This window comes from Streptomyces sp. NPDC051286 (genome assembly GCF_044455345.1).
GTDB lineage: Bacteria > Actinomycetota > Actinomycetes > Streptomycetales > Streptomycetaceae > Streptomyces.
Genome location: NZ_JBITER010000002.1, coordinates 292,391 through 304,903 on the forward strand (window position 1 = coordinate 292,391; position 12,513 = coordinate 304,903).

11 protein-coding genes are annotated in these 12,513 nt (G+C 68.8%); 7 read left to right on the top strand and 4 right to left on the bottom strand.

Translation table 11 applies throughout. The annotated features are described in order from the left end of the window. Positions 1-7: 7 nt before the first annotated feature. The gene (locus ACIBB8_RS04525; protein WP_398948963.1) at positions 8-1,126 is read right to left on the bottom strand and encodes an adenosine deaminase; all 1,119 of its coding nucleotides are present in this window, start codon (positions 1,124-1,126) and stop codon (positions 8-10) included. 49 nt (positions 1,127-1,175) lie between these two features. Here ACIBB8_RS04525 and ACIBB8_RS04530 point away from each other — a divergent pair, with 49 nt between their 5' ends. Next, complete coding sequence (locus ACIBB8_RS04530) at positions 1,176-1,898, top strand: DUF4190 domain-containing protein (RefSeq protein ID WP_398948931.1); 723 nt, start codon at positions 1,176-1,178, stop codon at positions 1,896-1,898. Between the two features lie 73 nt (positions 1,899-1,971). Here the strand turns inward: ACIBB8_RS04530 and ACIBB8_RS04535 are convergent, their stop codons facing one another. Then, a complete protein-coding gene (locus tag ACIBB8_RS04535) occupies positions 1,972-2,532 on the bottom strand; it encodes an NADAR family protein (protein WP_398948932.1) in 561 nt (186 codons plus the stop codon). A gap of 206 nt (positions 2,533-2,738) precedes the next feature. Between ACIBB8_RS04535 and ACIBB8_RS04540 the strand changes: the two genes are divergently transcribed. The 6 genes from ACIBB8_RS04540 to ACIBB8_RS04565 are packed head-to-tail and all read left to right on the top strand — an operon-like array spanning position 2,739 to position 9,925. Then, a complete protein-coding gene (locus ACIBB8_RS04540) occupies positions 2,739-4,253 on the top strand; it encodes a gamma-aminobutyraldehyde dehydrogenase (RefSeq protein WP_358860136.1) in 1,515 nt (504 codons plus the stop codon). A gap of 43 nt (positions 4,254-4,296) precedes the next feature. Continuing rightward, the gene (locus ACIBB8_RS04545; protein ID WP_398948933.1) at positions 4,297-5,547 is read left to right on the top strand and encodes a PotD/PotF family extracellular solute-binding protein; all 1,251 of its coding nucleotides are present in this window, start codon (positions 4,297-4,299) and stop codon (positions 5,545-5,547) included. 56 nt (positions 5,548-5,603) lie between these two features. Then, positions 5,604-6,755: an ABC transporter ATP-binding protein gene (locus ACIBB8_RS04550; protein ID WP_398948934.1), complete on the top strand. Its 1,152-nt coding sequence runs from the start codon at positions 5,604-5,606 to the stop codon at positions 6,753-6,755. After that, positions 6,752-7,684, top strand: a complete 933-nt coding sequence (locus ACIBB8_RS04555; RefSeq protein WP_398948935.1) for an ABC transporter permease — start codon at positions 6,752-6,754, stop codon at positions 7,682-7,684. The genes ACIBB8_RS04550 and ACIBB8_RS04555 overlap by 4 nt, the downstream gene beginning before the upstream one ends. Next, the gene (locus ACIBB8_RS04560; RefSeq protein ID WP_398948936.1) at positions 7,684-8,487 is read left to right on the top strand and encodes an ABC transporter permease; all 804 of its coding nucleotides are present in this window, start codon (positions 7,684-7,686) and stop codon (positions 8,485-8,487) included. The genes ACIBB8_RS04555 and ACIBB8_RS04560 overlap by 1 nt, the downstream gene beginning before the upstream one ends. Before the next feature lie 22 nt (positions 8,488-8,509). Further along, on the top strand, positions 8,510-9,925 hold the full coding sequence (locus tag ACIBB8_RS04565) for an NAD(P)/FAD-dependent oxidoreductase (protein WP_398948937.1): 1,416 nt from the start codon (positions 8,510-8,512) through the stop codon (positions 9,923-9,925). Positions 9,926-10,077: 152 nt separating this feature from the next. Here the strand turns inward: ACIBB8_RS04565 and ACIBB8_RS04570 are convergent, their stop codons facing one another. Together ACIBB8_RS04570 and gabT are read right to left on the bottom strand one after the other, a co-directional pair. After that, on the bottom strand, positions 10,078-10,902 hold the full coding sequence (locus tag ACIBB8_RS04570) for a phosphatase PAP2 family protein (RefSeq protein ID WP_398948938.1): 825 nt from the start codon (positions 10,900-10,902) through the stop codon (positions 10,078-10,080). A gap of 123 nt (positions 10,903-11,025) precedes the next feature. Further along, positions 11,026-12,366 (bottom strand): 4-aminobutyrate--2-oxoglutarate transaminase, encoded by a 1,341-nt coding sequence (gene gabT, locus ACIBB8_RS04575; protein WP_398948939.1) that lies wholly within the window; start codon positions 12,364-12,366, stop codon positions 11,026-11,028. Between the last annotated feature and the right edge of the window lie 147 nt (positions 12,367-12,513).

Genomic DNA, 12,513 nt, shown 5'->3' on the forward strand with positions numbered 1-12,513 from the left:
ACGGCGGTCACCGGCCGACGCGCTGCAGCCAGTCCGACGTGTACGTGTCGATCTCGGCGGCCAGCGTCCGCTTGCCGGCCGGGTCGAGGTACGAGGCCTCCACCGCGTTCTTCGCGAGCGCCGCAAGACCCTGCTCGTCCAGACCGAGGAGGCGGGCCGCCACCGCGTACTCGGTGTTGAGGTCGGTGCCGAACATCGGCGGGTCGTCGCTGTTGATGGTGACCAGGACTCCGGCGTCCACCATCTCCTTGACCGGGTGCAGGTCGAGATCGGTCACGGCGCGGGTTGCGATGTTCGAGGTCGGGCAGACCTCCAGCGCGATCCGGTGCTCGGCGAGGTGGTCGAGGAGCCTGCGGTCCCGGGTGGCGCTGGTGCCGTGGCCGATGCGCTCGGCGCGCAGTTCGGTGAGGGCGTCCCAGATCGTCTGCGGGCCCGTGGTCTCCCCGGCGTGCGGGACGGAGTGCAGACCCTCGGCGATCGCCCGGTCGAAGTACGGCTTGAACTGCGGGCGGGGCACGCCGATCTCCGGACCGCCGAGCCCGAACGAGACGAGCCCCTCGGGCCGCAGGTCCACGGCGAGCCGGGTGGTCTCCTCGGCTGCTTCGAGCCCGGCCTCACCGGGAATGTCGAAGCACCAGCGCAGGACGACCCCGAGCTCGGCCTCGGCGGCCTTGCGGGCGTCCTCTATCGCCTCCATGAACCCCTGCTCCGGAATGCCGCGCCGGGTCGAGCTGAACGGGGTGACGGTCAGTTCCGCGTACCGGATGTTCTGGCGGGCCATGTCACGGGCGACCTCGAAGGTCAGCAGCCGGACGTCCTCCGGGGTGCGGACCAGGTCCACGACGGAGAGATAGACGTCGATGAAGTGGCCGAAGTCGGTGAAGGAGAAGTAGTCGGCCAGCGCCTTGGGGTCGGTGGGGACCTTGGAGTCCGGGTGGTGGGCGGCCAGTTCGGCGACGATGCGGGGCGAGGCGGATCCGACATGGTGGACATGCAGTTCGGCCTTGGGCAGCCCCGCGATAAAGGCGTGCAGATCGGTCATCGGATCCTCCGGGGGCGTGATGTGGAGCCGTCCGGGCACGGGACGGCCCGGTGTGGGACGGGGAACATCGTAGGCCGGAGTGATGGTTGCCGGGGCGGCCCGTAGCATGACGGGACCACGATGGGGGAGGCCCATGTCAGAGAACACAGAGCAGCCCGCGGACGGGGCTGCGCCACGCGATCCATGGGCTCCGCCGGACAGCAGGGTGCCGCTGGAGAAGCAGCCCGGTGACCCGCGCCCGCCCGCTGTGCACGACCAGCAGACGGTCACCTCGATGCCGGCCACAGGAACGGGACCGGCGCCCACGGCGGGGTTCGGCGCCGCACCCGGGACCGGCCCCTTTGCCGCACCGGGGACCGGCCCTCTGCCCGGAGCGGGACAAGCGCCCGGGAACGTACCGCCGCCGCCGATCGCGCCGGGCGGTCCCGGGCAGCAGGTCCCTCCGGCAGGACAGTACGGGTACCCTGCCGCACCAGCCCCGCAGTACGGCGGATATCCGGGCTACCCCGGCTACGGCCAGGGGGCTTGGGGCGGACCGGCGCCCGCGAACGGGCTGGGTATCGCGTCGATGGTGCTCGGCATCATCGCCGTGGCCGGCTTCTGCATGTGGGGGCTCGGGGTCGTCCTCGGCGTCCTCGCGCTGATCTTCGGTGTCATAGGCCGCGGCCGGGTCAGCCGGGGTGAGGCGAACAACGGCGGCGTCGCGCTGGCCGGCATCATCCTGGGCTCGCTCGGCATCGTGATCAGCGGAGCGTTCCTGGGCTTCCTGATCTGGGGCGTCAGCCACGACTTCAACAACCAGGACTCCTACGACGACACGTACGGAATGTCCCTGGTCGTGGACGGCACGCGGTAGAGGCAGGAATGCCGCTGCACAGAGCAAGGCCCGCGGGGCGGTGGGGAGTACCCCGACCGCCCCGCGGGCCTTTTCATGTCCCGTCGGGCACGGCGCGCAGCCGTGTTCGCGCCTCCATGAGGGCGAACCCCAGCAGATTCAGCCCCCGCCAGCGCTCCGGATTTTTTGCTCGCGGGTCGTCCGCCGCCAGTCCGATGCCCCAGATCCTGTCCAGGGGGCTTGCCTCGACCAGCACCCGGTCCCCGGTGTTCAGCAGGAACGCGCGCAGCCCGGCGTCCTGGCCGAACTTGTGGACACTGCCCGCCACCACCAGGGCGAACCGCTCCCGCTCCCACACCGTGTCGTCGAAGGCGCGGACCAGCCGGCCCGCCTTCTTCGCCGCCGCGGGGCTGCTCGCGGACAGCGCACGGTGCTCCGCCTCCGCGTCGCCGAAGAGCCGCGCCTTGCCGGCCATCATCCAGTGCTCGGCCGACGCATACGTCACCCCGTCGACCGTGAACGGCGCAGGCCACCACTGGCTGAGGCAGCTCGCACCGATCCGCCCGTCCGGCCGAGGGCGGTGCCCCCAGAACGGCAGGTACTTCACTTTCTCACCGCGACGGGTCCGCGCCACGAGCTCGCTCAGGTGTTCCATGACATGCGAGTCTGGCATCCGCCACTGACACTCCGTACGTGGATTTCCGCAGCGACACGACACATGGTCGACAGTTTCCGTCGCGTAACCAAAAGGCAACAACGGAATCACTTGTTGGGGTCAGCCTCCTCTGTCAGGATCGGCACTCAAATCGAGCAGAAGGTACGCCGCCCCGGTTCACGGAGACAGCGGCGGAGGAGAGCGTCATGGGCAACGGCTTCCACGTGCGGGACCGCTTCGCGGCCGGCGCGCAGTACATCGGCGGAAAGCTGCGCTCCGGCACATCGGGACGCAGCCACGACGTCGTGAACCCGGCTACGGGTGAGATCGTCTACACCTACGAACTGGCGGGCACCGCCGATGTCGACGCGGCCGTCGCGGCCGCCCGCGAGGCGTTCCCCGGCTGGTCGGGTGCCACCCCGGCCGAGCGGTCCGAGGCGATGCACCGGTTCGCCGCCGTCCTCGCGGAGCAGGCCGACGACTTCGCGTACGCCGAGTCGCTCCAGTGCGGCAAGCCCATCAAGCTCTCCACCGAGTTCGACGTGCCCGGCACCGTCGACAACACCTCCTTCTTCGCCGGCGCCGCCCGCCACCTGGAAGGCAAGGCCGCCGGGGAGTACGACGGCGACCACACCTCGTACGTACGCCGCGAGGCCATCGGCGTCGTCGGCTCGATCGCCCCCTGGAACTACCCGCTCCAGATGGCCGCCTGGAAGGTCCTCCCGGCGGTCGCGGCGGGCAACACGATCGTGCTGAAGCCCGCCGAGATCACCCCGCTGACCTCGCTGATGTTCGCCCAGGCGGCCACCGAGGCAGGCATCCCGGACGGTGTGATCAACATCGTCACCGGCGCGGGCAAGGACGCGGGCGAACATCTCGTCGGCCACCCGGACGTCGTGATGACCTCCTTCACCGGCTCCACCGCCGTCGGCAAGCGGGTCGCGGAGATCGCCACCGCCACCGTCAAGCGCCTCCACCTCGAACTCGGCGGCAAGGCCCCCTTCGTGGTCTTCGACGACGCCGACCTGGAGGCCGCTGTCAACGGCGCGGTCGCCGGAGCGCTCATCAACACGGGTCAGGACTGCACCGCCGCCACCCGCGCCTACGTCCAGCGGCCGCTCTACGACGCCTTCGTCCAGGGCGTCGCCTCGCTGATGGAGACCGTCCGGCTCGGCGATCCCTTCGACCCGTCGACCGACCTCGGCCCGCTGATCAGCCACGCCCAGCGGGACCGGGTCGCCGGCTTCGTCGAGCGCGCCCGTGCGTACGCCACCGTCGTGACCGGCGGTGAGGCCCCCGGCGGCGACCTCGCGGACGGTGCCTACTACCGGCCGACGCTCGTCGCGGGCGCCGCTCAGGACAGCGAGATCGTCCAGTCGGAGATTTTCGGCCCGGTCCTGGTCGTGCTGCCCTTCGACACTGATGACGAGGGCATCGCCCTCGCCAACGACACCCCGTACGGACTCGCCGCCTCCGCCTGGAGCCGCGACCTGTACCGGGCGGGCCGCGCCACCCGCGAGATCAAGGCGGGCTGCGTCTGGGTCAACGACCACATCCCGATCATCAGCGAGATGCCGCACGGCGGATACAAGGCCAGCGGCTTCGGCAAGGACATGTCGGTGTACTCGTTCGAGGAGTACACACAGGTCAAGCACGTGATGTACGACAACACCGCGGTCGTCCGCAAGGACTGGCACCGCACGATCTTCGGGGACCGATAACCAGGCCGGACAACGGCCACACCCACCCGAAAGGGCAACGCGCATGGAGCAGTACGAGCCGGAGCACCTCTCCGCGGCCCAACTGGCCGCGATGCGGCGCAGTCTCACCAGTGGCAGGGGTGCCCTCACCCGCCGTTCGTTGCTGCGCGCCTCCGGCATGGGCGCGCTCGCGCTCGGCGGCCTGGGCACGCTGAGCGCGTGCGGCATCCCGCCCGCGCAGCGGGAGGGGGACGCAGCGGCGGCCTCCGACGACCACTCGGCCAAGGAGAAGCAGGTCAACTTCTCCAACTGGACCGAGTACATGGACGTCACCGACGACGGCAAGCACCGGCCCACCCTGGAGGCGTTCACCGAGCGCACCGGGATCCAGGTCAAGTACACCGAGGACATCAACGACAACGTCGAGTTCTTCGGCAAGATCAAGCCGCAGCTCGCGGCCGGCCAGGACACCGGCCGCGACATCATCAACGTCACCGACTGGCTGGCCGCACGCATCGTCCGCCTCGGCTGGGCGCAGAAGCTCGACGCGTCGAACCTGCCGCACGCCTACGCCAACCTCTCGGCCCAGTTCCGCTCCCCGGACTGGGACCCCGGCCGCGCCTACTCGTACCCGTGGGCGGGCATACCCACCGTCATCGCCTACAACTCCAAGGCGACCGGAGGCCGTAAAGTCGATTCCGTCAGCCAGCTGCTCGACGACCCGAAGCTCAAGGGACGGGTCAGCTTCCTCTCGGAGATGCGCGACTCGATCGGCATGACCCTGCTCGACATGGGCAAGGACCCCGGCACCTTCACCGACGCCGACTACGACGCCGCGATCGGCCGGCTCCAGAAGGGCGTCGACAAGAACCAGATCCGGCGCTTCACCGGCAACGACTACACGGCAGACCTCGACAAGGGCGACATTGCCGCCTGCGTCGCCTGGGCGGGCGACATCATCCAGCTCCAGGCCGGAAACCCGGACATCAAGTACGCCATCCCGGCCGCCGGTTACATCATTTCCAGCGACAACCTGCTCGTCCCGGTGAAGGCCCGGCACAAGACCAACGCCGAGAAACTCATCGACTACTACTACGAGCCGCCGGTCGCCGCCAAGCTCGCCGCGTACATCAACTTCGTCTGTCCGGTCGACGGAGTCCGCGACGAACTGGCGAAGATCGACCAGGCGATGGCCGACAACGTCCTGATCCTTCCCGACAAGGAGATGGCGGCCCGGTCGCACGCCTTCCGCTCGCTGACCTCCAAGGAAGAGACGGCGTACGAGGAGAAGTTCGCCAAGCTCATCGGCGCCTGACCGACCCGACATTCCTTCCCCCCGATCTCCCCCTGACACCACTGGGACTCCGACCCATGACACAGCAGCAGACAGAAGGCGGCGACGTCCGCCTCACCGGGATCAGCAAGACGTACGGCTCCTTCAAAGCCGTCCAGCCGCTCGATCTGACCGTTCCGCAGGGCTCCTTCTTCGCCCTGCTCGGGGCGTCCGGCTGCGGCAAGACCACCACCCTGCGGATGATCGCGGGGCTGGAGGAGGCCACCACCGGCACCATCTCGCTGGGCGGCCGGGACATCACCGACCTCCCCCCGTACAAGCGGCCTGTCAACACCGTCTTCCAGAGCTATGCGCTCTTCCCGCACCTCGACATCAGCGAGAACGTCGCCTTCGGTCTGCGCCGGCGCGGCATCAAGTCGGTCAAGAAGCAGGTCGACGACATGCTGGAGCTCGTCCAGCTCGGCGACTTCGCGAAGCGCAAACCGCACCAGCTCTCCGGCGGCCAGCAGCAGCGCGTCGCCGTCGCCCGCGCCCTGATCAACCACCCGCAGGTGCTCCTGCTCGACGAGCCCCTCGGCGCCCTCGACCTCAAGCTGCGCCGCCAGATGCAGCTGGAGCTCAAGCGCATCCAGACCGAGGTCGGCATCACGTTCATCCATGTCACCCACGACCAGGAGGAGGCCATGACCATGGCCGACACCGTCGCGGTGATGAACGCGGGCCGCGTCGAACAGCTCGGCGCCCCGGCGGATCTGTACGAGAATCCGAAGACGACGTTCGTCGCCAACTTCCTCGGCACCTCCAACCTCATCGAGGGCGAGATCACCGAGGCCGGCGAGGACATCCTGGTCGGTGCGGGCGGCATGACGCTGCGGCTGCCCGCCGGGCGGTGCCAGGCCCCGACCGCCCGTGGCGGCAAGCTGCTGCTCGGTGTCCGTCCGGAGAAGATCTCCCTCGCCCACGCCGACGACGCGGACTCCATAGCCGCCGGACGCAACCGGGTCACCGGCCGGATCACCGACTCCAGCTTCATCGGTGTCTCCACGCAGTACGTGGTGGAGAGCCCGGCCGGCAAGGCGCTTCAGGTGTACGAGCAGAACATTGAGCGCGACACCCGGCTCACCCCGGGAGCCGACGTCGTTCTGCACTGGAACCCCGCGCACACCTTCGGCCTCGACGCGGCCCAGGACATCGACGCAGGCGTGGAGACGGTGGAGGACGCGACGTGACCGTCACCGAAGCGCCGCCCGCGCCGCCCACAGACCCCGCCGAACTCCCTGTACGCAAGGCCTCCACCCGCAAGCGGCTCGTGCCGTACTGGCTGCTGCTCCCCGGCATCCTGTGGCTCGTCGTCTTCTTTGCGCTGCCGATGGTCTACCAGGCGTCGACCTCCGTACAGACCGGATCCCTGGAGAAGGGGTTCGAGGTCACCTGGCACTTCCAGACCTACTGGGACGCGCTGTCCGAGTACTACCCGCAGTTCATCAGGTCCCTGCTGTACGCGGGCACCGCGACGATCCTGTGCCTGCTGCTCGGCTACCCGCTCGCGTATCTCATCGCGTTCAAGGCGGGCCGCTGGCGCAACGTGGTGCTGGTGCTGGTCATCGCGCCGTTCTTCACCAGCTTCCTGATCCGTACGCTCGCCTGGAAGACGATCCTCGCGGACGGCGGTGCGGTCGTCGACGTGCTGAACACCCTGCACGTCCTGGACGTCACCAGCTGGCTCGGCTGGACCGAGAACAACCGGGTGCTGGCCACGCCGATGGCGGTGGTCTGCGGTCTGACGTACAACTTCCTGCCGTTCATGATCCTGCCGCTCTACACCTCGCTGGAGCGGATCGACGGCAGGCTGCACGAGGCGGCCGGCGACCTGTACGCCACCCCCGCCACCACCTTCCGCAAGGTGACGTTCCCGCTCTCCATGCCGGGCGTCGTCTCCGGCACGCTGCTGACCTTCATCCCGGCCAGCGGTGACTACGTCAACGCGGAACTGCTGGGCTCCACCGACACCAAGATGGTCGGCAGCGTCATCCAGACCCAGTTCCTGCGCGTCCTCGACTACCCGATGGCGGCCGCGCTCTCCTTCATCCTCATGGCGGTGGTCCTGCTGATGGTCACCGTCTACATCCGCCGCTCCGGGACGGAGGACCTGGTCTGATGTCCGTACTGCGCTGGCTCCGCCGCCATCTGATCGTCATCGCGGGTCTGCTGACCCTCGCGTACATGATCCTGCCGAACATCGTCGTCATGGTGTTCTCCTTCAACAAGCCGAACGGGCGCTTCAACTACGCCTGGCAGCGCTTCTCACTGGACGCCTGGAAGGACCCCTGCGGCGTCGCCGACATGTGCGGCTCGCTCTCGCTCTCTCTTCAGATCGCCACCTGGGCGACCATCGGCGCGACCGCGCTCGGCACGATGATCTCCTTCGCGCTGGTCCGCTACCGCTTCCGGGCGCGTGGCGCGATCAACTCGCTGATCTTCCTGCCGATGGCGATGCCCGAGGTCGTCATGGCCGCCTCGCTGCTCACGCTCTTCCTCAACATGGGTGCGCAGCTCGGTTTCTGGACGATCCTTATTGCGCACATCATGTTCTGCCTGAGTTTCGTCGTGACGGCGGTCAAGGCGCGCGTGATGTCGATGGACCCGAGGCTGGAGGAGGCGGCCCGCGATCTGTACGCGGGCCCCGTGCAGACCTTCCTGCGGGTGACCCTGCCGATCGCCGCCCCCGGAATCGCCGCAGGAGCGCTGCTCGCCTTCGCGCTCTCCTTCGACGATTTCATCATCACCAATTTCAACGCGGGCTCGACCGTGACCTTCCCCATGTTCGTCTGGGGTTCGGCACAGCGCGGCACACCCGTGCAGATCAACGTCATCGGCACGGCGATGTTCATCATTGCCGTACTGGTGGTTGTCGCCGGCCAGCTGGTCGCGAACCGGCGAAAGAACAGCGCACGACCCTGAAATCCTGAAGGAGTTGGAAACCATGGCCCCAGCTGCCATGCGTACTGCTGCACAATCACTCTCCGGCGCCCGGCCGGTCTCGTTCTGGCTGGACGACCCCGGCAGGCCCGAGGCGCTTCCCGCGCTCATCGGCGCCGAACACTGCGATCTGCTCGTCATCGGCGGCGGATACAGCGGACTGTGGACCGCACTGATCGCCAAGGAACGCGACCCGGAACGGGACGTCGTACTGATCGAGGGGCACGAGGTGGGCTGGGCCGCCTCGGGCCGCAACGGCGGATTCTGCGCCGCCTCCCTCACCCATGGCCTCCCCAACGGCCTGGAACGCTGGCCCGACGAGATCAAGAAGCTGGAGGAGATGGGCGAGCAGAACCTCGACGCCATCGAGGCGGCTGTCGCCCGCTACTCCATCGACTGCGAGTTCGAGCGCACTGGCGAGATCGATGTCGCCACGGAACCCCACCAGCTCGAAGAACTCCGGGAATGGCACCGGGAAGCGGAGCAACTCGGCTTCACCGGAGTGGAATTCCTCGATCAGGACGCACTGCGCGCGGAGGTCGACTCACCGACATTCCTGGGTGGGCTCTGGGACCGGCGCGGGGTCGCCATGCTGCACCCCGCCAAGCTCGCCTGGGGGCTGAAGCAGGCCTGCCTCGATCTGGGTGTACGGGTGTACGAGCACACTCGGGGCCTCGAACTGGTCAGGACCGCCACCGGGATGGCGGTCCGCACGCCGTACGGGAAGGTCCTCGCCCGGCGGGTCGCGCTCGGCACGAACATCTTCCCGTCACTGGTGAAGCGGGTGCGTCCGTACACCGTCCCGGTCTACGACTACGCGTTGATGACCGAACCGCTCACCGCCGATCAGCTCGCCTCCATCGGCTGGAAGAACCGGCAGGGTCTCGGCGACAGCGCCAACCAGTTCCACTACTTCCGGCTCTCCGCGGACAACCGGATCCTGTGGGGCGGCTATGACGCGATCTATCCGTACGGTGGCCGGCTGAGCGCCGATCTCGACCAGCGGCCTGAGACGTTCCTCAAGCTCGCGGGCCAGTTCTTCGACTGCTTCCCGCAGTTGGCCGGGGTGCGTTTCAGCCACGCCTGGGGCGGTGCGATCGACACCTGTTCCCGTTTCTCCGCCTTCTTCGGGACGGCCCATCAGGGTCGGGTCGCCTACGCCGCCGGATTCACCGGGCTCGGTGTCGGAGCAACCCGGTTCGGCGCCGACGTGATGCTCGACCTGCTGTCGGGCGAGAGGACCGAGCGGACCGGTCTGGAAATGGTGCGCACCAAGCCGATGCCGTTCCCCCCGGAGCCGTTCGCCTGGGCCGGGATCGAACTCACGAAGAGGTCCCTGGCCAGGGCGGACAGCAATGGCGGGCACCGCAATCTGTGGCTGCGGACGATGGACCGCCTGGGGCTCGGCTTCGACAGCTGACCGGGCCGCGAGCCGGGACGCTCGCGGTGTGATCCGGTTCACTGCCGACTGGTGGCCCCCACCCGCACCTGGCCCGGACTGCGCGGACCGATGAGGTGGTCGAGCAACTGGGACCGCTTCGACAACGGTGGGCTCTCGAAGAACTTCGACGCCTACTCCGGCGGCTGACGCCGCCGTGAGGAGCCGCTCGACCAGCTGAACGCCAGGAGGAGCAGCCCGCTCAGGCACCAGCTGCCGAGCACATCCAGCGGCCAGTGATAGCCGCGCAGCACCAGACCGATGCCCGTCGCCACTGTCAGCAGGACAGCGGCGGCGGGCATCATCCATGACCACGTCGACCGCCCTGCCGGGCCTGTGCGCGGTGCGAGCAGCAGCGCGGCGGCCCCGTACGCCACCGCGGCCGTCGCCGCATGGCCCGACGGGTAGTAGCCGGTCACCTCGGTCAGCGGTCCCGGACGGGCGATCAAGTCCTTGAGCGGGACGACCAGCGCGGGTACCGCTGCCATGGCGAGCGCCGCGGACAGCGGCGCACGGCGTGCGCCGCGCAGCAGCGCGTAGACGATCGCGCACCCCAGGACCGGGAGCGCGACCTGCATGTTGCCGAGATCGGCGAGGAATTCGGTGAGCCGGGCGGGACCGTGTCCGACGACGGTCCGGCCGATCCGCTCGTCCAGCCCGCGCAGCGGGCCGTCGGCCGCGACCTGCCAGGTGAGGAGCGCGAAGACCGTGAGCAGCGATGACACCAGCGAAAGGAGAGAAGCCGACCGCCCCGGAACAGGGGGGGTGGTTCCGGGGCGACCGCCTGGACCGGTTTGCCGCGCGCCCCGGGGGGTTTGGGGCGAGCGGCCATCCGATCGGTGAGGAGTTCCGGAGCCAGAGGCTCCAGTGGTGTGCGCGAAGGCACGACCAGGACGGTGCCGGGGAAGCTCCGACCCGGTCTCACTCGCGGTGCCCTGCGAGCGGGGTGTTTCTCTCATCTGGAGAAACCGTACGGCAGCCGATGGGGGGCCGACAGCCGGAATCGGATCCCGCCATCGGCCCCCCACACCTTCTTCACAGACCCTCACGTGGGCCCGGTCGAGATCGGCTCCGGGACCGGATCAGATCTGCGCGAAAGCCTGCTCGATGACGTCGAGGCCCTCGTTCAGCAGGTCCTCGCCGATCACCAGCGGCGGCAGGAAGCGCAGCACATTGCCGTACGTGCCACAGGTGAGGACGAGCACGCCCTCGGCGTGGCAGGCCTTCGCGAGCTTCGCGGCGGCCTCCGGGTTCGGGTCCTTCGTGCCGGACTTCACCAGCTCGATCGCGATCATCGCGCCGCGGCCGCGGATGTCACCGATGACATCGCCGTTCGGCAGCTTCGCCTGCATCTCGGCGAGGCGGCCCTTCATGACCTCCTCGATGCGCTTCGCCTTCCCGTTCAGGTCCAGCTCACGCATGGTCTCGATGGCGCCGAGCGCACCCGCGCAGGCCACCGGGTTACCGCCGTACGTACCGCCGAGGCCGCCCGCCTGCGCGGCGTCCATGATCTCGGCGCGGCCGGTCACTGCCGAGAGCGGCAGACCGCCCGCGATGCCCTTGGCGGTGGTGATCAGGTCGGGGACGATGCCCTCGTCCTCACAGGCGAACCACTGGCCGGTACGGCAGAAGCCGGACTGGATCTCGTCCGCGACGAAGACGATGCCGTTGTCCTTGGCGAACTGCGCGATGGCGGGGAGGAAGCCCTTCGCCGGCTCGATGAAGCCGCCCTCGCCGAGCACCGGCTCGATGATGATCGCGGCGACGTTGTCGGCGCCGATCTGCTTGGTGATCTGGTCGATGGCCTGGGCGGACGCCTCGGCGCCGGCGTTCTCCGCACCGGTCGGCCAGCGGTAGCCGTACGCCACCGGGACGCGGTAGACCTCGGGCGCGAACGGACCGAAGCCCTGCTTGTACGGCATGTTCTTGGCGGTCAGCGCCATCGTGAGGTTCGTCCGGCCGTGGTAACCGTGGTCGAAGACGACGACGGCGGTGCGCTTGGTGTAGACGCGGGCGATCTTCACGGCGTTCTCGACGGCTTCGGCGCCGGAGTTGAACAGCGCGGACTTCTTGGCGTGGTCGCCCGGCGTCAGCTCGGCGAGCTGCTCACAGACCTCGACGTACCCCTCGTACGGCGTGACCATGAAACAGGTGTGGGTGAAGTCGGCCAGCTGCGCGGACGCGCGGCGTACGACGGCCTCGGCGGAGGCGCCGACCGAGGTCACGGCGATGCCGGAGCCGAAGTCGATCAGGCGGTTGCCGTCCACGTCCTCGATGATCCCGCCACCGGCACGGGCGGTGAACACCGGCAGGGTGGAGCCCACACCTGCGGCGACCGTCGCGAGACGGCGGGCCTGCAGCTCCACCGACTTCGGGCCGGGAATGGCAGTGACGACGCGGCGCTCCTGCGGAATTGCGGTCATGCGGGGCTCCTGGGGGTGTTTCGGACGCTTCTCTCTGCAGGCTAGGGGCGAGGCCGGGGGTCCGGCATGTTCCGTTCGGGAGAAGTGGCGGATCGCGGTTGTCCGTCTCGGACATAGCGACCGGCATGGCCCTCGGCCCGGCAGCAG

Coding starts and splice junctions, on each gene's coding strand:
- ACIBB8_RS04545 (WP_398948933.1), top strand. CDS start 4,297: ATGGAGCAGTACGAGCCGGAGCACCTCTCCGCGGCCCAACTGGCCGCG.
- ACIBB8_RS04540 (WP_358860136.1), top strand. CDS start 2,739: ATGGGCAACGGCTTCCACGTGCGGGACCGCTTCGCGGCCGGCGCGCAG.
- ACIBB8_RS04550 (WP_398948934.1), top strand. CDS start 5,604: ATGACACAGCAGCAGACAGAAGGCGGCGACGTCCGCCTCACCGGGATC.
- ACIBB8_RS04535 (WP_398948932.1), bottom strand. CDS start 2,532: ATGGAACACCTGAGCGAGCTCGTGGCGCGGACCCGTCGCGGTGAGAAA.
- ACIBB8_RS04530 (WP_398948931.1), top strand. CDS start 1,176: ATGTCAGAGAACACAGAGCAGCCCGCGGACGGGGCTGCGCCACGCGAT.
- gabT (WP_398948939.1), bottom strand. CDS start 12,366: ATGACCGCAATTCCGCAGGAGCGCCGCGTCGTCACTGCCATTCCCGGC.
- ACIBB8_RS04560 (WP_398948936.1), top strand. CDS start 7,684: ATGTCCGTACTGCGCTGGCTCCGCCGCCATCTGATCGTCATCGCGGGT.
- ACIBB8_RS04570 (WP_398948938.1), bottom strand. CDS start 10,902: ATGAGAGAAACACCCCGCTCGCAGGGCACCGCGAGTGAGACCGGGTCG.
- ACIBB8_RS04565 (WP_398948937.1), top strand. CDS start 8,510: ATGGCCCCAGCTGCCATGCGTACTGCTGCACAATCACTCTCCGGCGCC.